This is a genomic window from Nocardia sp. NPDC049220 (assembly GCF_040647855.1).
Classification (GTDB): domain Bacteria; phylum Actinomycetota; class Actinomycetes; order Mycobacteriales; family Mycobacteriaceae; genus Nocardia.
Genome location: NZ_JBEZDA010000001.1, coordinates 908,295 through 930,224 on the forward strand (window position 1 = coordinate 908,295; position 21,930 = coordinate 930,224).

Sequence of the window (21,930 nt, forward strand, 5' to 3'; positions counted from 1 at the left end):
GGTTTCTATACCCTGCCGGGAAAAGCGACCGTCGGTGGATTCGTGCCCAGGATGGACTGCCAAGTGGCCAGGCGCACCGCGCATTCGGTCAGCGCGTCGACGCCGATGCGACGAATCGGTTCGGACTCACCGCGTTCCACCACCGCCCGCCAGGCGACGGCGGTGTCGGTCTCGACGGTCGCGGCCAGCCGGGCGGCCGAGACCGGATCGGTCACCGGGAAGGGCGCCGCGTACGCGGCGGCCGGTGGGGGCACGATGGCACCGCCCTTGGCGAGCTCGTCGAGGGTGGCGTCTCGGCGGGCGCGATGAGCCGCGGCGTTCTCCGCGACTACGCCCGCGTGCTCAGGGGCGCTGTAAGCGGCGATCACGCCGTAGGTATACACCGCGCCGTATTCGGCGCTCAGCGCGTCCAGCAGGGCGCGGCGTTCGGCATCGGTCATCCGAGCAGAACCACCGCTTGGGCGGCACAGGCCGCGCTGATCGAGGCGAGCAGGCCCGCCCGGTATCCGGATTGGCTCCGGGCCAGGTCGGCGGCGGACTGTTGGGACCCGGCGAGCTGGGTGCGCAAGGTATCGATACTCGACGGTGGCTTCGGCGGCACGGCGGCGCCGGAGGCGCCAGCGGACTGCGCTCGGGCGATCTCGCGGGTTTTGTGGCTGGGTTTGGTGCCGTCGCCATAGACGCCGATCACCCGATCGATCTCGGCCCGTAGCGCGTCGGCGTGCGCGGCGCGTTCGGTGGCGATCGCGGTCAGCGCGGCATGCCGCTGTGGTGCGAGAGTGATCGCCGCCGACGCGGCCGTCGCATCGGCGCGCGCCAGGACCTCCTGCGCGGCGAGCGGATCCGGGTCGTACACCGCGTCGTCGGTGTCGCAGCCGACGACGGCGCCCAGCAGCAGGGCCCCGACCGTGCCGCCGCTTGCCAGTCGCAACGCAGTGCGGCGATTCGGGGCGGACGGGTGGGGCTCGCGCCGGTCGGAGGGGATGCCGGAACTGCACCCGGCACGCGGCGGGGCGGGAAGGCGGATGGGCACGGCATCATCGTGCCAGATTCGCGGCACGCCTACGGACGAGGCGTCGGCCGTGGCGCGCACACTCCGCGCCCGCCGGTCCTTTACACTCCCGTGGCGCGTTACGCTAGACCTTCGGTAGAGAAATTTCCCTCCGCGTCACAACTGAACCAGGAGCCGCCGCACATGCCCATGCCGACCCAGGAAAGGGTGAGCCAGCTCGTGGCTGGACTCGTCGAACGCCGAGGATTCGACCTCGAGGGTGTCGAGATCTCGACGGCGGGCAAGCACGTGGACGCCCAGGCGCGGGTGCAGGTGACCGTGGACAGCGACGAGGCCTCCGACCTGGATTCGATCGCCACGCTGAGTTCGGAACTGTCCGTCCTGCTCGATGACGCCGGGGAGTTCGGCGAGACGCCCTACCTGTTGGAAGTCACGACCCCGGGCATCGATCGGCCGTTGACCGCTCACCGACATTGGCGCCGAGCGCGAGGCAGGAAGGTGCGTATCTCGTTGGCCGAGAGCGCGCCGTCGCCGGCGGGAACGGCGACGTTCGAGGCCAGGGTCGGCGCGCTCGGCGGCGACGCGGTGGCACTGGTGGTCGGTGGCAAACGCAATCCGCACCGCGTCACGGTCCCGCTCGCTGACATTGCCACAGCCGTCGTTCAGGTCGAGTTCTCCCCGCCCGGCGCGCGGGAGTTGGAACTCGCGGGTGGAGTCGTTCCGGGGCGTCCGATCCCGGGTCAGGAAGACGCGGTGGCGATCGACGACGCCGCTGATGTCCGAGGAATACCGCATGCGCAATCCGAATCAGTGACAGCGTCCGATTCGCCGACCGAAGGGATCGTGGAATGAACATCGAAATCGAAGCCCTGCGCGCGATAGTCGCCGACAAGGGAATCTCGATCGAGACCGTGATCTCCGCGATCGAGTCGGCGTTGCTTACCGCGTACCGCCATACCGAGGGGCACGAGCCCAACGCCCGCATCGACATCAACCAGAAGACCGGCGTGGTCCGGGTGATGGCGCGTGAGCTGGATATCGACGGCAACGTGATCTCCGAATGGGACGACACCCCCGAGGGGTTCGGCCGGATCGCGGCGACCACCGCCCGTCAGGTGGTGCTGCAGCGGCTGCGGGACGCGGAGAACGAGAAGTCCTTCGGCGAGTTCTCCACGCACGAGGGCGACATCGTCGGCGGCGTGGTGCAGCGCGACGCACGGGCCAACGCCCGCGGCACGGTGGTGGTGCACATCGGCAGCGAACTGCACGGCGCCGAGGGACTGATCCCGGCCGCCGAGCAGGTGCCGGGGGAGACCTATGAGCACGGCGATCGGATCAAGTGCTACGTCGTCGGTGTCTCTCGCGGTACACGCGGACCGCAGATCACGTTGTCGCGTACCCACCCGAACCTGGTGCGGCGGCTGTTCGCGCTGGAGGTGCCGGAGATCGCCGACGGCTCGGTGGAGATCGTCGCGGTCGCGCGCGAAGCGGGACACCGCTCCAAGATCGCCGTGCGCACCACCGTGCCGGGCGTCAACGCCAAGGGCGCGTGCATCGGACCGATGGGGCAGCGCGTGCGCAACGTGATGAGCGAACTGGCCGGCGAGAAGATCGACATCATCGATTACGCCGACGATCCGGCGACGTTCGTCGGCAACGCGCTCTCACCGTCGAAAGTGGTTTCTGTCACGATCGTCGACGCGGAGGCTCGCGCGGCCCGCGTTGTAGTCCCGGATTTCCAACTCTCGCTGGCCATCGGTAAGGAGGGGCAGAATGCCCGCCTCGCCGCAAGGCTGACCGGCTGGCGTATCGATATCCGCAGTGACGCCGCGCCCGACCTGGGCGGATCGGTTCGAACGGAGGCGCACCGGAGTTGACGGAAACCCGCCAGCGGGGTCCTCGGGACGACCTGTCGGCAGCTTCTGTGGGGGACGGGTTCGGCGTTCGGGACCGGGCAGCGGTAGAGTGGTCGCAGGTTCAGTCCGAGCCTTCGGTTCCTTTGCCCGACCACACCATCGAGCAGCACGTGACGCCCCAGCGTCCGGCCGCTCCGGTGCGGACCTGTATAGGGTGCCGAAAGCGCGAGCTGGCCGTCGATCTGTTGCGGATCGTGGCTCGACAGCGTGCGGTCGGAGACGGCTCCCACACCGTTGAGGTCGTTCCCGATCCGCAGCGCAGACTTCCCGGACGGGGTGCCTGGCTGCACCCCTTTTCGGTCTGTTTGAGCACAGCAGAGCGACGCCGAGCTATCGGCAGAGCACTACGAGTGTCCGGACATCTGGATATCTCAGCCCTGGAGCGTTACCTCGAGAACAGGCACGAGCACTCATGAGCACACCGTGATGAAGTACCAACGATGAACGTCCATCGGAGATAACCCGAGGTCGTGCGGGCCCCGTCCCCAGAACGGTGGCGCTGCTCGACCTCTCAGTGAGGAGAGCAGTGGCAGGCAAGGCCCGCGTGCACGAGTTGGCAAAAGAACTCGGTGTCACGAGTAAGGAACTACTCGCAACGCTCAAGGAGCAAGGCGAGTTCGTGAAGTCGGCGTCGTCGACGGTGGAGGCACCGGTCGCGCGGCGGCTGCGTGAGTCGTTCGCAGCGAAATCCGCCCCGTCGAACGGCGCCAAATCCGGCGCACGCCCCGGTCCGTCGGTTCGTCCGTCCGCGAAGCCCGCGGGCAGTGGCCCCCGTCCCGGCCCGCGCCCGACTGCGGCGCCCGCTCCGGCGGCTCCCGCCGCTCAGGAGACCGTCCGTCCGGCCGCGCAGACCAGCGAGTCTCCGGCTGTACGGCCAGGTCCCGCCGTACGTCCGGGACCGCCCCCCAAGCCCGCCGCACGGGAATCCGTCGCTCCGCCGGCTGCGTCCGGTGCGACCAACTCGACGCCGGCGCCGGCACCGACCGGTCCGCGTCCGGTGCCAGGTGGGGGTCCGCGACCTGGTCAGCAGCAGCAGCGTCCCGGTACCCCGGCTCCGGGCAGCCAGCGTCCCGGCGGTGCGGCACATGGACCTCGTCCGGGGCCCAAACCCCCGCGGGTCGGTAACAACCCCTATTCTTCGGCTCCCGAGCGTCCTGCGCCTCGTCCGGCTCCCGGTCCGGGTGGTCCGCGTCCAGGCCCAGCCCAGGGTGGTCCGCGTCCCGGTCCGGCTCAGGGTGGTCCGCGTCCCGGCCCCGCGCAGGGCTCGCGCCCGGCGCCCGGTCAAGGTGGCCCCCGTCCCGGCGGTCCGCGTCCGAGCCCCGGTTCGATGCCGCCGCGTCCGAACCCCGGCGCGATGCCCTCGCGCACTGCGCGTCCGGGTGGCGCCGGTGGTCCCGGTGCCGGTCGACCAGGTCGTCCCGGTGGCGCCGGAGCCGGTCGGCCCGGTGGTGGCGGTGGCGGCGCCGGCGGCGGTGGTTACCGCGGTGGTGGCGGCGGTGCGCCCGGTGCGGGTGCGGGTGCGCCCGGTGCCGGTGGCGGCGGCGCGGCGGGCGGTTTCCGCGGTCGTCCCGGTGGCGGTGGCGGTGGCGGTCGTCCTGGTGGCCCCGGCGGTCGCGGTGGTGCGGCCGGCGCGTTCGGCCGGCCCGGTGGTGCGCCTCGTCGTGGCCGTAAGTCGAAGCGGCAGAAGCGGCAGGAATACGACTCGATGCAGGCGCCCGCCGTCGGCGGCGTGCGGCTGCCGCGCGGCAACGGCGAGATCATCCGGCTCGCTCGCGGCGCGTCGTTGTCGGACTTCGCGGAGAAGATCGACGCGAATCCGGCCGCGCTGGTCCAGGCCCTGTTCAATCTGGGCGAGATGGTCACAGCGACCCAGTCGGTGAACGACGAGACGCTCGAGTTGCTCGGCGGCGAGATGAACTACGTCGTGCACGTGGTCAGCCCGGAAGACGAGGACCGCGAGCTGTTGGAGTCGTTCGACCTCACCTACGGCGAGGACGAGGGCGGCGAGGAAGACCTCGAACAGCGTCCGCCGGTGGTGACCGTCATGGGTCACGTCGACCACGGTAAGACGCGACTGTTGGACACCATCCGTAAGGCCAACGTCCGCGAGGGCGAGGCCGGTGGTATCACCCAGCACATCGGCGCCTACCAGGTGCTCACGCACCTCGGCGAGGAAGACCGACTGATCACCTTCATCGACACCCCGGGCCACGAGGCGTTCACCGCCATGCGTGCCCGCGGCGCGAAGGCCACCGACATCGCGATCCTGGTGGTCGCGGCGGACGACGGCGTCATGCCGCAGACGGTGGAGGCGATCAACCACGCGCAAGCGGCCGACGTGCCGATCGTGGTGGCGGTCAACAAGATCGATAAGGAAGGCGCCAACCCGCAGAAGATCCGGCAGCAGCTCACCGAGTACGGCCTGGTCTCCGAGGAATACGGCGGCGAGACCATGTTCGTCGATATCTCGGCCAAGCAGGGCACCAACATCGAAGCACTGCTCGAGGCGGTCCTGCTCACCGCGGACGCCGCCCTCGACCTGCGGGCGAACCCGGACATGGACGCGCAGGGTGTGGCGATCGAGGCGCACCTCGACCGCGGCCGCGGCCCGGTTGCCACGGTGCTGGTGCAGCGCGGCACGTTGCGCGTCGGCGACTCGATCGTGGCGGGTGACGCCTATGGTCGTGTGCGCCGAATGGTCGACGAGCACGGCGAGGATGTCGACGCGGCGCTGCCGTCGCGGCCGGTCCAGGTCGTGGGCTTCACGTCGGTGCCGGGCGCTGGTGACAACCTCTTGGTGGTCGACGAGGACCGGATCGCACGGCAGATCGCCGACCGGCGCAATGCGCGCAAACGCAACGCGCTGGCCGCCCGCAGCCGTAAGCGGATCAGCCTGGAAGATCTGGATGCCGCGCTGAAGGAAACCAGCGAGCTGAACCTGATCCTCAAGGGTGACAACTCCGGTACCGTCGAGGCTCTCGAAGAGGCGCTGCTCGGTATCCAGGTGGACGAAGAGGTGCGGCTGCGGGTCATCGATCGCGGTGTCGGTGGCGTCACCGAGACCAACGTCAACCTGGCTTCGGCATCGAACGCGATCATCATCGGGTTCAACGTGCGTGCCGAAGGCAAGGCGACCGAGTTGGCCAACCGCGAGGGCGTCGACATCCGGTACTACTCGGTGATCTACCAGGCGATCGACGAGATCGAGAAGGCCCTCAAGGGCATGCTGAAGCCGATCTACGAAGAGGTCGAGCTGGGTCGTGCCGAGATCAGGGCCATCTTCCGCTCGTCGAAGGTCGGCAATATCGCCGGTTGCATGGTCACCTCGGGTTCGGTCAAGCGCAATGCCAAGGCGCGCCTGCTCCGCGACAACGTGGTGATTGCCGAGACGATGTCGATCTCTTCGCTGAAGCGGGAGAAGGACGATGCCGTCGAGGTCCGCGAGGGCTTCGAATGCGGTATGACGGTCACCTATTCCGATATCAAGGAAGGCGACATCATCGAGGCCTACGAACTGCGCGAGAAGCCGCGCGACTGACCGAACGAGACGAAGTCCGGACGCCACCCGCGTGGCGTCCGGACCGGTCTTTGAATCACTAAGAGGTAAGTGCGTGTACCTGGGTGCCCTGGAGTTCGATCTCCTGCTGGGCGACGTGCATTCGCTGAAACAGAAGCGCTCGGTGATTCGGCCGATCCTGGCCGAATTGCAGCGCTTCGGTGTCAGCGCCGCCGAAGGCGGAGACCACGATCTGCACCGTCGCTCGGTGCTGGGCGTGGCCATGGTCAGCGCGGGAATGAACCATCTGACCGAGGTGCTGGACAAATGTGAACGGCACGTCGCGGCCCGTCCGGAGTTACAGTTGCTGGCGGTGCGCCGCAGGATCTTCGGACCAGAAGACTGACCGCGGCAGGAGTGCCGGGCACGCAGGCGGCAGGTTGACCAGACCGTCGAGACCGCGCTCCCCGCCATCGAACAGAGCTAGTAAGGAGGAAACGGCCATGGTGGATCAAGCCAGGGCACGTCGACTCGCCAAGCGGATTTCCTCGATCGTGGCCACCGCGATCGAATACGAGGTGAAGGATCCGCGGCTGCGTTTCGTGACCGTCACCGACGCCAAAATCACCGGTGATCTCCGGGATGCGACGGTGTATTACACCGTGATGGGCGAAACCATCGACGACGAACCGGATTACGTCGGCGCGGCGGCCGGGCTGGAGAAGGCCAAGGGTGTGTTGCGCTCCAAGGTGGGCGCGGGAACCGGGGTGAAATTCACCCCGACGCTGGCGTTCGTACTGGATACCGTGCCCGATGCGGCACGACAGATGGAGGAACTGCTCGACAAGGCGCGCGCCGCGGACGACGCGGTCGCCAAAGTCGCGGCCAATGCCAGGCACGCGGGTGACGCCGACCCCTACAAGGTCGAACGCGACGCCGATGAGTGACATGCGGTAGTCGATGACGACGATACGAGAGACGGCCGGGCTGGACGCGGCCGTGGCAGCGCTGGACGCTGCGCGCTCGGTGAGCGTCATCTGCCATGTGCAGCCCGACGCGGACACTATCGGAAGTGGTCTGGCCTTGGCGCTGGTTCTGCACCGACGCGGGACTCCGGTATGGGTGTCGTTCGCCGAACCGGCGAACCTACCCATGTCGATGACCGCGCTGCCGGGTGTGCGCCATCTGGTGGCGCCTGCCGAGGTACCCGCGGAAGTCGACCTGCTCGTCACGGTGGATTGCGGCAGTGTGGGGCGCCTCGGTGCGCTTGCCGATCGATTGCCCGGGGCCGCAACCACACTGGTGATCGACCACCATCGGTCGAATACGCGCTTCGGGGCGATCAATCTGGTCGATCCCGGCGCCGAGTCCACCACGAGCGTGATCGCGCGGTTGCTCGACGCGTGGGGTATGCCGATCGATTCCGAGGTAGCGCAGTGCCTGTACGCGGGGCTGGTGACCGACACCGGGTCGTTCCGATGGGTCCGGCCGGGTACGCACGACTTGGCCGAACGGCTGCTGGCCACCGGTATCGATGGCGCCGAGATCGCCCGCACCCTGCTCGACACCCATCCGTTCGGTTGGCTGCCGATGCTGTCGCGGGTGCTCGGCACCGCGCAGCTGGCGCCGGACGTCCGTGGCGGCGTCGGGCTGGTCTATGCGTTCGTGCGCCGCGCCGATGTCGACGGGATGCGGTCGGAAGAAATCGAAAGCGTGATCGACATCGTGCGGACGACCGCCGAAGCGGGAGTCGCCGCGGTATTCAAAGAGTCCCGCACCGTGCCCAACCGGTGGACGGTGTCACTGCGCTCACGTGACAGCGGGCCGAATACCGGCGACGGTATCGATGTCGCCGAGGTGGCCACGGAGCTGGGTGGCGGCGGTCATCGCTTCGCAGCGGGCTACACGGCGTACGGCACGCCGGACGATCTGGTCGGCGCGCTGGTGGCCGTGCTGGGGTGATCGCCCGGGCAGGAGAGGTTCGATGAACGTGATGAGCTCCGGTGAGGTGGAGGACGCCGGGTCGATGCCGCCGCAGGTGCTCGGCCGTACCGAACCGGCCCCCGCGGTCGGGCCGGGCCGCATTCTCGGGCTCGCGTTGCCGACGCTCGGTGTACTGGTCGCCGAGCCGATCTACCTGTTGTTCGACCTCGCCGTCGTCGGCCGGCTCGGCGCGCTCGCGCTGGCCGGTCTCGCCGTCGGCGGGTTGATTCTCGCGCAGACGAGCACGCAGTTGACCTTCCTGTCCTACGGCACCACGGCGCGATCGGCCCGCCGCCACGGCGCCGGCGATGAGCGGGGCGCGGTTGCCGAAGGGGTGCAGGCCACCTGGATCGCGCTGGCGGTCGGCGCCACGATCTTGGTGCTGGTACAGGGCTTCGCCGTGCCGCTGACCACGGCGATAGCGGGCGGTGGCGACATCGCCGATGCCGCATTGGCCTGGATCCGGATCGCCCTGTTCGGCGTACCGCTGATCCTGATCTCCATGGCGGGCAACGGCTGGCTGCGTGGCGTCCAGCAGACCCGCAAACCGCTGGGCTACGTCGTTGCTGGACTCGTCGTCTCCGGCATCCTCTGCCCGGTGCTGGTACACGGGCTGCTCGGCGCGCCGCGCATGGAGTTGCCCGGCTCCGCCGTCGCGAACGTCGCCGGTCAGGGTGTCGCGGCGATGCTGTTTCTGAACGCGCTGATCCGCGAACGGGTTTCGCTCGTCCCGCACTGGTCGGTGATGCGCGCGCAGCTCGTCCTCGGCCGCGACCTCATCGTCCGCAGTTTCGCCTTCCAAGCCTGCTTCGTCTCCGCTGCCGCGGTCGCCGCCCGGTTCGGCGCGGCATCGGTGGCCGCCCACCAGTTGGTGTTGCAGCTCTGGAACTTCCTCGCGCTGACCCTGGATTCGCTGGCCATCGCGGCCCAGACGCTCACCGGTGCGGCCCTCGGCGCGGGCGACGCCGTCGGTGCCCGCCGCCTTGCCTGGCGGGTCACCCAGTGGTCGGAGGTGTTCAGCCTGGTCCTCGCCGTCTGCTTCGCGGCGGGGGCATCGGTCATCCCGACCCTGTTCACCGACGATCCGGAGGTCTTGGACCGGACCCACGTGGTGTGGTGGTTTTTCGTCGCCCTGATCCCGGTGGCAGGCATCGTCTTCGCGCTCGACGGCGTCCTGCTCGGTGCGGGCGACGCCGCTTACTTGCGGACCAGCACGCTGGCCGCGGCAATGCTCGGCTTCCTGCCCGCCATCTGGCTGTCGCTGGCTATCGGGTGGGGTGTCGCCGGAATCTGGTCCGGGCTCGTCGCGTTCATGCTGTTGCGGCTGGTCGCCGTCGCGGTGCGGGCGTCATCGGGTCGATGGGCCCGAGTCGGCCTCGAGGTGCCGCGGTAGCCGACACTCGGATCGGCCGGTGCGCGTGGACCGGAACGGATGTGCCAAGGTAGGTGTGGTGATACCCAAGTTGATGGCGGTGAGCGACGTGCACGTCGGGCACCAGGGGAATCGGCCGGTCGTCGAGCAGATCACGGCGGACTCGCCGGAGGACTGGCTCATCGTCGCCGGAGATGTGGGGGAGAAGACCGAGGATATCCGGTGGGCGCTGGAGCTGTTGCGCCGTCGGTTCGCCAAGGTGATCTGGGTGCCGGGCAATCACGAGCTGTGGACCACCGTGAAGGACGAGGTGCAGATTTCCGGCGTGGCGCGCTACGACTACCTCGTCTCGATGTGCCGCGACCTAGACGTGCTCACCCCGGAGGACCCGTTCCCGGTGTGGGAGGGCGCCGGCGCCGAGGAGTATGGCGGACCGGTGACGCTCGCGCCGATGTTCCTGCTCTACGACTACTCGTTCCTGCCGGAGGGCGCCGCCAACAAAGCCGAGGGGCTCGCTATCGCGCGCGAGCGCAACGTGGTGGCTACCGACGAGTTCCTGCTCTCGCCGGAGCCATATCTCACCAGGGACGCGTGGTGTCACGCCCGGGTGCAGGTGACCAAGCGCAGGCTCGACGCGCTGGCGCCCAATACCCCGGTTGTGCTGATCAACCATTTCCCGCTGGTTCGTCAGCCGACGGACGTGCTGTTCTACCCGGAGTTCGCGCTGTGGTGCGGCACCGAACTCACCGCCGACTGGCACACTCGGTACAACGTCGTCTGTTCGGTCTACGGCCATCTGCACATTCCGCGCACCTCGCACTACGACGGAGTGCGGTTCGAAGAGGTATCCCTCGGTTACCCGCGCGAATGGCAGCGCCGCGGTCTGCCCGAGCGGCTGCTGCGCCAGATTCTGCCGACCCCGCAGTACCCACCGGGCACGCTGAACACCTGGGGCGGCCACTTCCAGGTGACACCTGAAATGGAGGCCGCCGCCGCCGAAATGCGTAGCCGGGCGCAGCAGCGGCGCGGACTGAAGTAGGGTGCGGTCGCCTGCTCGGCTGGTCGCGCGTTGCCCAGTCCGGTAGTCGATGACGCGTGCTACGCCGCGAGCCCTGTGCGATGCGGAATGGTCGACGTGGTCACCGATTCGGCGTGGGTGATGGCGGCTCCGCAAACCGGTGCGTCGGCCCTCGACTACGCTCGACGGTGATGATCGAGAACATTCTGCCCGCGGGTGTCGCGTCTGCCGAATTGCTGACCTACCCGGAGGACCTGAAGCCGTTTCCGGCCGAGGAGCATCTCATCGCCAAGTCGGTAGAGAAGCGGCGACGCGATTTCATCGGTGCGCGCCACTGTGCTCGGCTGGCCCTCGCGCAGCTCGGTGAGCCACAGGTCGCGATCGGCAAGGGGGAGCGCGGGGCTCCGATATGGCCGCGCGGGATAGTAGGCAGCTTGACGCACTGCGACGGCTATCGCGCTGCCGCGCTCGGTCACAAGTTGCGGTTCCGTTCGATCGGCATCGATGCCGAGCCGCACGACACGCTGCCCGACGGTGTGCTCGATTCGGTCAGCCTGCCACCGGAGCGGGAGTGGTTGAAGACCACCGACTCCGCGCTGCACCTGGACCGGCTGCTGTTCTGCGCGAAGGAAGCCACCTACAAGGCGTGGTTCCCGCTGACGGGGCGCTGGCTCGGCTTCGAGGATGCGCACATCACCTTCGAGATCGAAGACAGCGCCGCCGATTCCGGTCACGGCAGCTTCCACACCGAGCTGCTGGTGCCCGGCCAGACCATCGACGGCGGGCCCGGGCTGCGTTCGTTCGACGGTCGCTGGCAGATCGTCGACGGCTACATCCTCACCGCGATCGTCGACGCCTGATGGAGGGTCTGGGCGGGCTGCTCATCGTCGACAAGGAAAGCGGCTGGACCAGTCACGACGTCGTCGCGAAATGTCGGAGGCTGCTGCGCACGAAGAAGGTCGGGCATGCGGGCACGCTGGACCCGATGGCCACCGGCGTCCTCGTCCTCGGTGTGGACCGCGCGACGAAGTTACTCGGCCTACTCACCTTGACGACCAAGGCGTACACGGCGACCATCCGGCTCGGCCAGTCGACCAGCACCGATGATGCCGAGGGCGAGGTACTCGCCACGACCCCGGCGGGACATCTGACCGACGACGACGTCGCCACCCGTACCGCTGCGCTGACCGGCGACATCGATCAGGTCCCCGCCACCGTGAGTGCCATCAAGGTGAACGGCGAACGCGCCTACGCCCGCCATCGGGCGGGGGAGGACGTGCAGTTGGCCGCCCGGCCGGTCACGGTGGCACGTTTCGATGTGCTCGCCCGCCGCGACGTCGGCGACTTCGTCGACTTGGACGTGGTGGTCGAATGCTCCTCGGGCACCTATGTGCGTGCGCTGGCTCGTGACCTGGGCGCCGCGCTCGGCGTCGGCGGCCACCTGACGGCGTTGCGCCGCACCGCGGTCGGCCCGTTCACTCTCGAGCACGCGCGTACCCTCGACGACTTGGCCGCCGTGGCGGATTCGGGCGCGCCACTGCTCGCTCTCGACATGGACCAGGCCGTACGGACCGCGTTCGCGCACCGCGAGATCGATTCCGCGCAGGCCGACGACCTGCGCAACGGCCGCTGGCTCGAACCTGTCGGCATTCCGGGCGTCTACGCCGCCCTCGACCAGGACGGTCGGGCTATCGCGCTCCTGCGGGAGAGCGGGAAGCGGGCGGCGTCGGTCATGGTCGTGCGTCCGGCGAATCTGTAGCCGGCCGCGGATGATTCGCGAACAGCGTTGTCATCGGCTCACGGCAGTACGTGCCGCGGAGCCCCTGATGTCGATGACCGGCTCTAGCGCGCCGAATAATGCCCCCAGCGATGTCTCACGTAGCTCGGTGCGCGTCAGCCCGCCGTTTTCCAGCCAGTCGACGGTGAGCACCCGGACGAAGGTGAGCCAACTCATCAAGATCGAGGAGACGGTCGACCGAATGCACCCCTCCAGCCCCATCGCATCGAGCACGCGGTTGCGTAGCTCGCCGAGCTCGCCGGTGATGATCGTCTGGATCGTGGGATCGGCGGCCAGGACACGGTTGGCGGCGAGCACGCTGTTGGCGTTGGCTTCGAAGTAGTCGAAATGCGTGTCCAGGCCGGCGGCGAGCTGGTCGGCCAGCGGGGCCGTGGCGTCGAAGGTCGTCGCGATCAGCAATCGGTCGGAGGCTAGCTCGTAGACGCCGACGAACAGGTCGCGCTTGCTCGGAAAATGCCGGTAGAGCAGAGCGCGGGACACCCCCGCCGCGGCGGCGACATCCGCCATGAGCACGTCGTCGTACGGGCGTTCGGCGAATAGCGTCGCTCCGGCGTCGAGCAGCGTACGGCGGCGTTCATCGGGCGACATACGGTGGCGGGAACTCACCTCGTGAGCTTAGTTGACGCGTGTCTACCAAGCGCCGTAGAGTCGCTTAGTAGACGCATGTCTACTAAGCCGTCGCGTGGTCGAATGCGAAATCTTCTGCGCGCCCGGCGGATATCCGACGGGTCTCCGAGGGGGATGTATGTCCGCGGCATTGAAGTGGCTTTCCCTGATCATGGGCGTCGCCTGCGTGTGGATCGGGTTCCTGCACATCGCACTCGGGATCGACGCGGTGCCCGACATGGGCTCAGCCGGTGTGACCGCCGACAGTCAAAGCAGGTTCTTCGGTGCGATCTTCGTCGGGTACGGCCTCGCCTGGATTCGGGTGGCGCGACAGTCGCCGATCCCGGCGATCACCGTGCGTTGGCTGGCCGGGATCTTCCTGCTCGGTGCGGTCGCCCGTTTCGTGTCGGCGGCCGTGTACGGCTGGCCGCATTGGTTCCAGCTTGTGCTGACCGCCCTCGAGATCTTGCTTCCGCCGATGTACTTCTGGCTCGCCGACGCCGACGAGGATCGCGTCGGCTCGAAGTCGGTCGCCGACCGGATGTCCGCGTCGGGGTGAGCCGCGCGGCCGGATGCGGCGTGGCCCGCGTTCATATCGCGCTGGGCATGTTGCCGATCTGGTGGCGAAGGCGTTGCACGGCGTCCTCCATGTGCTCGACCAGCAAGGTCCTTGCTCGGTCGGGTGCGGCGGTGGCGATCGCCTCGCGCAGATCGACGTGTTCGCGGGCCTGCTCGCGGAGGTCGGGGTAGGTGGTCTGCAAAGCACCCAGGCACATGCGGGTCTCGATGAGCAGGGTGCGGGCGGCGCGGACCAGCCGGGGGCAGGCGGCGCTTTCCACCAGGGCCTCGTGGAAAGCCTGATCGGCATCGGACACACCGACCACGTCACCGCATTCGGCTCGTGCGCACATCTTCTCGACGCTCGGACCGAGAGCTTCGTAGGCGAGGGGCCGGCGACCGTCCAGGATCAACTCGAGCGCGCCGCCCTCCAGCGCCGTCCTGGCTCGATAGATGTCGATGACGTCGTCGAGGGTCAACTCGATGACGAAGATGCCGCGATGACGGATGCTGTGCAACAGGCCCTCGGACACCAGGCGCTGCATCGCCTCCCGGACCGGACCGCGCGACACGCCGAACTGTGCCGCGAGATCGGCTTCGCCGAGTTGCGCACCGGGAGTGAGGCTGCCGTGCATGATCGCCGCACGAAGCCGGTCGGCGATCATCTCCGCGGTCGACTGCCGGTTCACCGGCTCGAAATCAAGGACGGACATCGTTCTGCCTTTCGAACAGGGCGCCGAGCCCGGTGACGAACGGTTCGGCGCCGGCCAGCCGCAGGCCCGCCCAGATGGTGACCTGATTGGCGGTCAGCACAGGTTTGCCGAGCGTCGCCTCCAGTTCCGGCAGCACGGCCAGGGTGTGCATGGCGGTATCCGGGATCAGTAGTGCCTGAGCTCGGGGGTGGTCGTTGTCGACGGCCAACCGTAGGACCTCGGCGGGGGTGAGGGTGCCGACCTCGGCGGCGGTGTCTATGCCCGCGCTGGACATGGACACGACCTCGATGCCGGCGTCGGCCAGAAACTCGACGAACAGTCGCGCGACCTCGTCGGGATAGCTCGCGGCGATGGCGACGGTGCGCAGCCCGAGCGCATGCACGGCATCGGCGAACGCCAGGCTGGTGCTGGTCGCCGGCACGCCCGCGGCCTCGGCCAGCGCGCGCACCTGGTCGCGAGCGCCCGTGGGCCCGTAGACGAAACTGCCGGATGTGCAGGCCCAGACGATCGCGTCGGGCTGATGCGGTGCGAGCAGCGCGGCGCCGCCACGCAACTTCTCCGGGCTGCCCAAGTCGAGCAGTTCGGGGATGGCGTGCAGATCGGTGCCGTAGATGTGCGCTACCGGAAGGTTGGCGCCGAGTGTCGCCGCGGCCAGCGGGTAGTCGTCCTCGGCCGCATGGTCGGGATAGATGAAGCCGATAGTGGGTGCCTGCATGTGGAGTTCTTCCTTCAGAAAACGTTGGCCAGCCACTTGCCCGGACCCATCATGGGTAGCTTCATCCGGCCGAGGCAGGCCCACATGGTGAGCTGGTTGGCGGTGATTACCGGTTTGCCGAGCGCCTGCTCCAACGGCTCGATGACGTCATAGGTCGGAAGATTGGTACAACTGACGAAGATGGCCTGGGCCGACGGATCGTCGGCGCCGACGATCCGCTCGGCGATGGTGCGGTAGCTGACCTTCCAGATACCGCCACCGAGCCCGAGGTGGTCGGAGCGGGCCACCTCGCACCCGGCCTCGGCGAGAAAGTCGTGCAGCCGGTGAGTGAGGATCTCGTCGTACGGGGTGAGCACCGAGATTCGGGTGAGATCGAGGTGGCGGATGGCCTCGAGCAGCGCGCCCGAGGTGGTCACCGCGTCCTGAGCGCCCGCCTGGCAGATGGTGTCGCACAACGACTTCTCGTAGTCGAGGCCCTTGATGAAGCTGCCCGATGTGCACAGGTAGGCGACCACCTCGGGCTCTACATGCAGCACGTTGCGAGTGGCCGCGGTCAAGTGGGCCGCGTCGGACACCAGCTCGGCCATCTCCAAGGACACCGGGACCGGTTCGTAGGGGGTGCGGGCCAGGTGCAGGCTCACTTCCAGTGGCGCCCAACGCCACAGCTCCCGTTCGAGGGCGAGGTCGAACGGTGCGATGATCCCGATGCCCCGTTGCGCAACGGGCCCGTCGAGGTCGGGAAAACTCAGATCCACTAGAGCCCCTCTCGCGCTCAGCTGGAACTACCTCCGAACACGATCGGATTGTTGACAATCATACGATGTGATCTTAGTGTGTCAATGTGGAAGAGGGCCCCATTGTCGCCGTCCTGCACAGTGACAGTGTGCCCGACGCCGAACTCATGGCCGCCGTCGCAGATCGCGCCACGGTTCGCTACACCGAGGCGGCTGGGCTCGCCAGCGCGCTACGCGGGGCGGAGGCATTGTTCGTCTACGACTTCGGCACCCGCGCGTTGCCCGGTGCTTGGCATGCGGCCGACCGGCTGCGTTGGCTGCACATGGGATCGACCGGTGTCGATCCGGCGATGTTTCCCGAGCTGCGGGCGAGTGATGTGGTGGTGACCAATACGCGAGGCGTCTTCGATTCCGCGATCGCCGAGTACGTGCTCGGACAGATTCTCGGATTCGCCAAAGATCTGTCCGGCTCGCTGTTGCTACAGCAGCGGCACGAGTGGCGCCATCGCGAATCGGAGCGAATCGAAGGGGCGACCGCCCTGGTCGTCGGCACCGGCTCGATCGGGCGGCGGATCGCCCGGCTGCTGCGCGCGGCCGGGATGACGATTCGCGCGGTGGGCCGGCGAGAGCGGGTGGCGGATCCGGATTTCGGCACTGTCGCCACCGATCTGCATGCCGAACTGCCCGAGGCGGACTACGTCATCGCGATCGCCCCGCTGACAGCTCAGACCAGAAATATGTTCGACGCCAGCGCTTTCGCGGCGATGAAGCCACATGCCAGGTTTGTCAACGTCGGTCGCGGGGAACTCGTTGTGACCGACGATCTCGTAGCCGCGCTGCGCACCGGATCGATCGCCGCAGCGGCGCTCGATGTGATGGATCCGGAACCTCTCCCGGCGCAGCATCCCTTGTGGGACCTGCCGAATGTGCGGATCACTCCGCACAACTCGGGTGATTTCCTCGGCTGGCGGACCGAGATCGTCAACGTGTTCACCAAGAACTTCGACAAATGGATCGCCGGACGTCCGCTGGACAACGTGGTCGACAAAAGGCTGGGGTACGTCCCCGGCTGAAGGAGCCCATTCATGAGCTACCCCGATAAGAACAACCCCACAGATCCGGCCGCGATGACAGCGGTCGAGTTGGTCTCGGCCTACGCGGCGGGGGCACTGTCACCCGTCGAGGCGACCGAGGTGATCCTGCGGGCCATCGCCGACCGGGACGGCGCGGTCAACGCCTTCTGTCTCGTCGACCCCGACCGCGCCATGGTGCAGGCGAAGGAATCCGAGGCGCGCTGGCAATCCGGCCATGCCCGCGGCCTCCTCGACGGCGTCCCGGTCTCGATCAAGGATGTGTTCCTGACCGAGGGGTGGCCCACCCGGCGCGGTTCCACGTCCATCGACCCGAGCGGCCCGTGGCCGGTCGACAGTCCGGTCGCGGCGCGGCTGCGCGAGGACGGGATGGTGTTTCTCGGCAAGACGACCACTCCGGAGATCGCCTGGAAGGCGGTGACCGACAGCCCGCTGACCGGCATCACCCGAAATCCGGTCGATCCGTCCACGACCGCGGGCGGTTCCTCCGGCGGAAGCGCCGCGGCGGTCGCGGCGGGCATGGGGCCGGTTTCGGTCGGTACCGATGGTGGCGGCAGTGTGCGCATTCCGGCCTCCTTCTGCGGCATCGTCGGCTTCAAGCCCACCTATGGCCGGATCCCGCTGTACCCGGCGAGTCCTTTCGGTCCGCTGGCACACGCGGGCCCGATGGCACGCACCGTCGAGGATGCGGCATTGCTGATGGATATCCTGTCGCTGCCCGACCCGCGCGACCCGACCACACTGGCCCCGCCGGTCACCGCGCTGCGCGCGGAGATGCACCGCGACGTGCGCGGGCTGCGTGTGGCGTACTCGGCAACGCTCGGCTACGCCGAGGTCGACGCCGAAGTCGCGACGATCGTGGCGGGGGCGGTAGCCCGCCTCGCCGAAGCCGAACTTCTGGTCAGCGCGGCCGACCCGGGCTTCACCGATCCGCGCGAGGCATTCGAACTGCTGTGGGCCGCCGGCGCGGCCACCATGTTGTCGGGCTTCCCGGATCGCACGCGCGAGCGGGTCGATCCCGAGTTGGGGCTGGTGTGGGACCGTGGCGAGACCGTCCGGGCCGTCGACTATCTTGCCGCGCGGAACGTGGCGGCCCAGATCGGCATCGCCATGGGTGCCTTTCACACCGACTACGACGTCCTGATCACCCCGACGGTGCCGATCCCGGCCTTCGAGGCGGGCCACGACGTGCCGCCGGGCAGCGGTTTGCATAGCTGGCCGCAGTGGACGCCGTTCACCTACCCGTTCAACCTCACGCAGCAGCCGGCGATCAGCATCCCCGCGGGCACTACCCGTGCGGGGCTTCCGGTCGGACTCCAGATTGTCGGGCCCCGTCACTCCGACGATCTGGTGTTGGCCGTGGCCCGCTTCGCCGAACACGTGCTGGCGTCCTGAACGCGAACCAGCGGCCCTGGAGGCTCCGGGGCCGCTGGTCGGTCAGTCGGACGAGGTCAGGCGCGGGCGAAGGCGAGCGTCTCGCCTTGTACTCCCTGTAGCCACAGTGCGTTGCACGCGGCGGCCATCTCAGCGAGCCCGTCCTCGATGGTGGCGAAGACATTGCCCGGTACCCAGCCCAGGTCACCGTTGATCAGTAGGTTGTTGCGGCCGTAGAACAGGGCCAGATCGGTGGCGCCGCGATCGTGCTCGGCCGCGGAGCCGGGTTCGTAGCCATACGCGGGATTGCCGATTTCCCACGCCTCGAAGTCGAAAAGGCACACGTCGCCGGGGATCGGTGTGATGGTCGGGTTCTCCCGATGCGGGGCCGCGCCGATCCGCGGGACGAGGGTGTAGACCTCGTTGCGCGCGTACTTGGCGTGAAACGCGTCGCCTTCCTGCGGCAACGCATCCCACACCGCGGCGCAGGTACGCGGTGCTTCCGCGTCGAGCAGTCGTGCGCGACAGGCCACTGCGGCTTTGGTCAGGGTGATGGTGATGTAGCGGGCCATGCGGTCCTGCTTCCTGGTCGGTGCTCATCGGAGTGAGCACGGCGGTCACGAGGGATCGGGCGACCTGCGGCGGTCGCTGCGGAAAGGCGCTACAGCTCGGCGAGGACTTCCGACCAGATCGCGAGTGCGTCCTCGATCTGCGTATCGGTCACGATCAGCGGCGGAATCATCCGTACCACGTTGCTGTACGCGCCGCAGGTGAGCAGGAGCAGTCCCTTGGCCACGGCGGCGCGCTGGGCCGCGGCGGCAGTGTCCGGATCGGGTTCGCCGGTGGGCGTCATGAATTCGGCCCCCGCGAGCAGGCCGAGGCCACGCACGTCACCGATTGCCTTGGTGGCGTTCTCGCGCAGGCCGCGCAGCAGTTGCGCGCCGCGGGCGGCGGCATTGTCCACCAGCCCTTCGGATTCGATGACCTCGAGCGTGGCGATGGCCGCCGCACAGGCCACCGCGTTGCCACCGTAGGTGCCGCCCTGCGAGCCCGGCCACGCCCGAGCCATGAGTTCGCGCGAGGCCGCGATGCCCGAGAGCGGGAACCCGCTGGCGAGTCCCTTGGCGATGGTGATCACGTCGGGGCGCACGCCGAAGTGCTGATGTCCGAAGAATTTTCCGGTGCGCCCGAATCCAGTCTGGATCTCATCGAAGACCAGCAGGATGCCGTGCCGGTCCGCGCGTTCGCGCAGCCCCTGGAAGAACGCCGTATTGCCCGGGATGTAACCGCCCTCGCCGAGCATCGGCTCGACGACGAACGCCGCGGTCTCCGCGGGAGAGGTGAGCGTGGCGAACAGGTAGTCGAGTTCGCGCAGCGCGAACGCGGTGGCTTCCTCTTCACTCCAGCCGTACCGGAACGCGGTGGGGAAGGGCGCGACATGCACACCCGACATGAGCGGGCTGAAGCCCGCCGAGAATCGGGTGCCGGAGGTGGTCATGGTCGCGGCCGCGACGGTGCGGCCGTGAAATCCGCCGTGGAAGACGACGACGTTCGGCCGCCCGGTGGCCTGTCGCGCCAGCCGCAGCGCCGCCTCGACCGCCTCGCTGCCGGAGTTGGCGAAGAACAGCGCGTCCAGCCCCTCGGGAAGCACCGCGCCGAGCCGCTCGGTCAATTCCAGTAGCGGCTTGTGCATCACTGTTGTGTACTGGCCGTGGATCAGTGACGCGACCTGGGCCTGCGCCGCCGCGACGACATGTGGGTGACAATGGCCGGTGCTGGTCACCCCGATTCCGGCGGTGAAGTCCAGATACCGGCGTCCGTCGGTGCCGTAGAGATAGCACCCGGCGCCGTGGTCGACAATCACCGGGGTGGCTTGTTTCAGGACGGGCGATAGCTCGGTCATGGTGATCCGCCTTCGTGTGCGAGGGGCATGCGTCTGAAGATTGTCTATTGTCGGATTGTCGACAATATGCATAACATGGCCGCACGGGTCGCAGCAATGGCCGAGCGCTGCGCGGGGATGAAAGGAGCCATCAACGATGCTCACCGAGACCGCGCTGAGCGCAGCGGAGCGGGTCGCGATCGATACGGTGCCGACAGGCCTGTATATCGACGGCTGCTGGCGGGAGACCGAGAGGTCCCTGCCGGTCGTCGATCCGGCGACCGGTCACCTGCTCTGCGAGGTGGCCGATGCCGGCCCGGAAGACGGCCTGGCGGCGCTCGATGCGGCGGACGCGGCGCAGGCGCAGTGGGCCCGCACACCGCCGCGGGAGCGCAGCGACCTACTGATGCGCGTGCACCGCGCGCTGTTGGACGACGTCGACCGGCTCGGACTGATCGCGACATTGGAGATGGGCAAACCGCTGGCCGAGGCCCGCGGCGAGATCGCGTATGCGGCGGAGTTCTTTCGCTGGTTCGCCGAAGAGGCCGTGCGGTTGGATGGCGGGTACATGCCAGCACCGACGGGTGGCGGACGTTTTCTGGTGACCAGGCAGCCGGTCGGTCCGAGCCTGCTCATCACGCCGTGGAACTTCCCGATGGCCATGGGTGCGCGCAAGATCGCGCCCGCGCTTGCCGCCGGCTGCACCTGTGTGGTCAAACCCGCTGAGCAGACGCCGCTCTCGATGCTCGCCCTCGCCGAGGTGATGGCCGAGGCCGGGCTGCCCGCCGGTGTGGTCAACGTCGTCACGACCGCCGACCCCGCGGCTGTGATGGCGCCGCTCATCCTGGACGCCCGTTCGCGCAAGCTGTCGTTCACCGGCTCGACTGCGGTCGGCAAACAGTTGCTCGCACAGTGCGCGCAGACGGTCATGCGCACCTCGATGGAGTTGGGCGGGAACGCCCCGCTGCTGGTGTTCGAGGACGCCGACCTCGACGAGGCGGTCGAGGGAGCGCTCGCGGCGAAGATGCGCAATATCGGACAGGCGTGCACGGCCGCCAACCGCATCCTGGTCCAGCGCTCCGTCGCTGGTGATTTCTCCCGTCGCCTGGCCAATCGGATGGCGGCGCTTCCGGTAGGTCGCGGCACCGAACCCAATGTGGTCGTCGGCCCGCTCATCGACGCCGATGCCGTGACGAAGGTGCGGGGCCTGGTCGACGATGCCCGCGCCCGCGGAGCCGAGGTGCTGACCGGTGGAACCCCGCTGGACGGACCGGGAAACTTCTACCCCGCGACCGTGCTGGTCGACGTGCCCGACGAGGCCGAAATGTGCCACACCGAGATCTTCGGTCCGGTCGCGGCGATCGGTGTTTTCGACACCGAGGAGGAAGCGGTCACGCGCGCCAACGACACCCCGTATGGATTGGTGAGTTACGTGTTCACCGACAATCTTCGGCGTGGCTTGCGGGTGTGCGAAGCGTTGGAGACCGGCATGGTGGGACTCAACCAGGGTGTGGTGTCGAATCCGGCCGCGCCGTTCGGTGGCGTCAAGGAATCCGGGCTCGGCCGTGAAGGCGGCCTGACTGGAATCGACGAGTTCTTGGAGACCAAGTACATCGGAGTCCGACTGTGAAGGAGCGCCAGTTCGTGAATCGAGCAGACAGC

General features: G+C 68.2%; 23 protein-coding genes. 15 read left to right on the forward strand and 8 right to left on the reverse strand.

Annotated features, from left to right (window positions below; translation table 11 throughout):
• Nucleotides 1-5 precede the first annotated feature (5 nt).
• The gene (locus AB0C34_RS03905; protein WP_357067162.1) at nt 6-440 is read right to left on the reverse strand and encodes a DUF4439 domain-containing protein; all 435 of its coding nucleotides are present in this window, start codon (nt 438-440) and stop codon (nt 6-8) included.
• Nucleotides 437-1,033, reverse strand: a complete 597-nt coding sequence (locus tag AB0C34_RS03910; protein WP_357067164.1) for a hypothetical protein — start codon at nt 1,031-1,033, stop codon at nt 437-439. The genes AB0C34_RS03905 and AB0C34_RS03910 overlap by 4 nt, the downstream gene beginning before the upstream one ends.
• A gap of 162 nt (nt 1,034-1,195) precedes the next feature.
• Between AB0C34_RS03910 and rimP the strand changes: the two genes are divergently transcribed.
• The 11 genes from rimP (at nt 1,196) to truB (ending at nt 12,556) form a co-directional block, all read left to right on the forward strand.
• A complete protein-coding gene (rimP, locus tag AB0C34_RS03915) occupies nt 1,196-1,864 on the forward strand; it encodes a ribosome maturation factor RimP (RefSeq protein WP_357067166.1) in 669 nt (222 codons plus the stop codon).
• The gene (gene nusA / locus AB0C34_RS03920; RefSeq protein ID WP_357067168.1) at nt 1,861-2,889 is read left to right on the forward strand and encodes a transcription termination factor NusA; all 1,029 of its coding nucleotides are present in this window, start codon (nt 1,861-1,863) and stop codon (nt 2,887-2,889) included. Before rimP ends, nusA begins: the two co-directional genes overlap by 4 nt.
• A 137-nt stretch (nt 2,890-3,026) precedes the next feature.
• The gene (locus tag AB0C34_RS03925; protein WP_357068462.1) at nt 3,027-3,344 is read left to right on the forward strand and encodes a YlxR family protein; all 318 of its coding nucleotides are present in this window, start codon (nt 3,027-3,029) and stop codon (nt 3,342-3,344) included.
• Nucleotides 3,345-3,454: 110 nt separating this feature from the next.
• Nucleotides 3,455-6,466, forward strand: coding sequence for a translation initiation factor IF-2 (gene infB / locus AB0C34_RS03930; protein WP_357067170.1), 3,012 nt, complete (start codon nt 3,455-3,457; stop codon nt 6,464-6,466).
• A gap of 73 nt (nt 6,467-6,539) precedes the next feature.
• Nucleotides 6,540-6,830, forward strand: coding sequence for a DUF503 domain-containing protein (locus AB0C34_RS03935; protein ID WP_357067172.1), 291 nt, complete (start codon nt 6,540-6,542; stop codon nt 6,828-6,830).
• 97 nt (nt 6,831-6,927) lie between these two features.
• Nucleotides 6,928-7,371, forward strand: a complete 444-nt coding sequence (gene rbfA, locus AB0C34_RS03940) for a 30S ribosome-binding factor RbfA (protein ID WP_357067174.1) — start codon at nt 6,928-6,930, stop codon at nt 7,369-7,371.
• Between the two features lie 13 nt (nt 7,372-7,384).
• A complete protein-coding gene (locus tag AB0C34_RS03945) occupies nt 7,385-8,386 on the forward strand; it encodes a bifunctional oligoribonuclease/PAP phosphatase NrnA (protein ID WP_357067176.1) in 1,002 nt (333 codons plus the stop codon).
• A gap of 64 nt (nt 8,387-8,450) precedes the next feature.
• Entirely contained in the window at nt 8,451-9,800 is a 1,350-nt protein-coding gene (locus AB0C34_RS03950) for an MATE family efflux transporter (RefSeq protein WP_357068464.1), read from the forward strand.
• 58 nt (nt 9,801-9,858) lie between these two features.
• Entirely contained in the window at nt 9,859-10,818 is a 960-nt protein-coding gene (locus AB0C34_RS03955) for a metallophosphoesterase (RefSeq protein ID WP_357068466.1), read from the forward strand.
• 170 nt (nt 10,819-10,988) lie between these two features.
• Nucleotides 10,989-11,657, forward strand: a complete 669-nt coding sequence (npt, locus tag AB0C34_RS03960) for a 4'-phosphopantetheinyl transferase Npt (protein WP_357067178.1) — start codon at nt 10,989-10,991, stop codon at nt 11,655-11,657.
• Nucleotides 11,657-12,556, forward strand: a complete 900-nt coding sequence (gene truB / locus AB0C34_RS03965) for a tRNA pseudouridine(55) synthase TruB (RefSeq protein ID WP_357067180.1) — start codon at nt 11,657-11,659, stop codon at nt 12,554-12,556. The genes npt and truB overlap by 1 nt, the downstream gene beginning before the upstream one ends.
• 30 nt (nt 12,557-12,586) lie before the next feature.
• On the opposite strand, the gene AB0C34_RS03970 is transcribed toward truB, so the two are convergent.
• Nucleotides 12,587-13,201, reverse strand: a complete 615-nt coding sequence (locus AB0C34_RS03970) for a helix-turn-helix domain-containing protein (protein WP_357067182.1) — start codon at nt 13,199-13,201, stop codon at nt 12,587-12,589.
• A 139-nt stretch (nt 13,202-13,340) separates the two neighbouring features.
• Here AB0C34_RS03970 and AB0C34_RS03975 point away from each other — a divergent pair, with 139 nt between their 5' ends.
• Complete coding sequence (locus tag AB0C34_RS03975) at nt 13,341-13,760, forward strand: DUF4345 domain-containing protein (RefSeq protein ID WP_357067184.1); 420 nt, start codon at nt 13,341-13,343, stop codon at nt 13,758-13,760.
• Between the two features lie 31 nt (nt 13,761-13,791).
• Here the strand turns inward: AB0C34_RS03975 and AB0C34_RS03980 are convergent, their stop codons facing one another.
• From AB0C34_RS03980 to AB0C34_RS03990, 3 genes are read right to left on the reverse strand one after another with little or no spacing between them, the layout of a single operon-like run.
• Entirely contained in the window at nt 13,792-14,472 is a 681-nt protein-coding gene (locus tag AB0C34_RS03980) for a GntR family transcriptional regulator (RefSeq protein WP_357067186.1), read from the reverse strand.
• Nucleotides 14,459-15,187 carry a maleate cis-trans isomerase gene (locus AB0C34_RS03985; protein WP_357067188.1) on the reverse strand — a complete coding sequence of 243 codons (729 nt, stop codon included), beginning with the start codon at nt 15,185-15,187 and terminating at the stop codon, nt 14,459-14,461. Before AB0C34_RS03985 ends, AB0C34_RS03980 begins: the two co-directional genes overlap by 14 nt.
• A gap of 14 nt (nt 15,188-15,201) precedes the next feature.
• Nucleotides 15,202-15,942 carry an Asp/Glu/hydantoin racemase gene (locus tag AB0C34_RS03990; protein ID WP_357067190.1) on the reverse strand — a complete coding sequence of 247 codons (741 nt, stop codon included), beginning with the start codon at nt 15,940-15,942 and terminating at the stop codon, nt 15,202-15,204.
• An 86-nt stretch (nt 15,943-16,028) separates the two neighbouring features.
• Between AB0C34_RS03990 and AB0C34_RS03995 the strand changes: the two genes are divergently transcribed.
• Nucleotides 16,029-16,994 carry a D-2-hydroxyacid dehydrogenase gene (locus AB0C34_RS03995; protein ID WP_357067192.1) on the forward strand — a complete coding sequence of 322 codons (966 nt, stop codon included), beginning with the start codon at nt 16,029-16,031 and terminating at the stop codon, nt 16,992-16,994.
• 12 nt (nt 16,995-17,006) lie between these two features.
• The gene (locus AB0C34_RS04000) at nt 17,007-18,407 is read left to right on the forward strand and encodes an amidase (protein WP_357067194.1); all 1,401 of its coding nucleotides are present in this window, start codon (nt 17,007-17,009) and stop codon (nt 18,405-18,407) included.
• A 56-nt stretch (nt 18,408-18,463) separates the two neighbouring features.
• On the opposite strand, the gene AB0C34_RS04005 is transcribed toward AB0C34_RS04000, so the two are convergent.
• Together AB0C34_RS04005 and AB0C34_RS04010 are read right to left on the reverse strand one after the other, a co-directional pair.
• Nucleotides 18,464-18,958 (reverse strand): DUF3830 family protein, encoded by a 495-nt coding sequence (locus AB0C34_RS04005; protein ID WP_357067196.1) that lies wholly within the window; start codon nt 18,956-18,958, stop codon nt 18,464-18,466.
• An 89-nt stretch (nt 18,959-19,047) separates the two neighbouring features.
• Nucleotides 19,048-20,289: an aminotransferase class III-fold pyridoxal phosphate-dependent enzyme gene (locus AB0C34_RS04010; protein ID WP_357067198.1), complete on the reverse strand. Its 1,242-nt coding sequence runs from the start codon at nt 20,287-20,289 to the stop codon at nt 19,048-19,050.
• 136 nt (nt 20,290-20,425) lie between these two features.
• Between AB0C34_RS04010 and AB0C34_RS04015 the strand changes: the two genes are divergently transcribed.
• A complete protein-coding gene (locus AB0C34_RS04015) occupies nt 20,426-21,898 on the forward strand; it encodes an NAD-dependent succinate-semialdehyde dehydrogenase (protein ID WP_357067200.1) in 1,473 nt (490 codons plus the stop codon).
• The last annotated feature ends 32 nt before the right edge of the window (nt 21,899-21,930 follow it).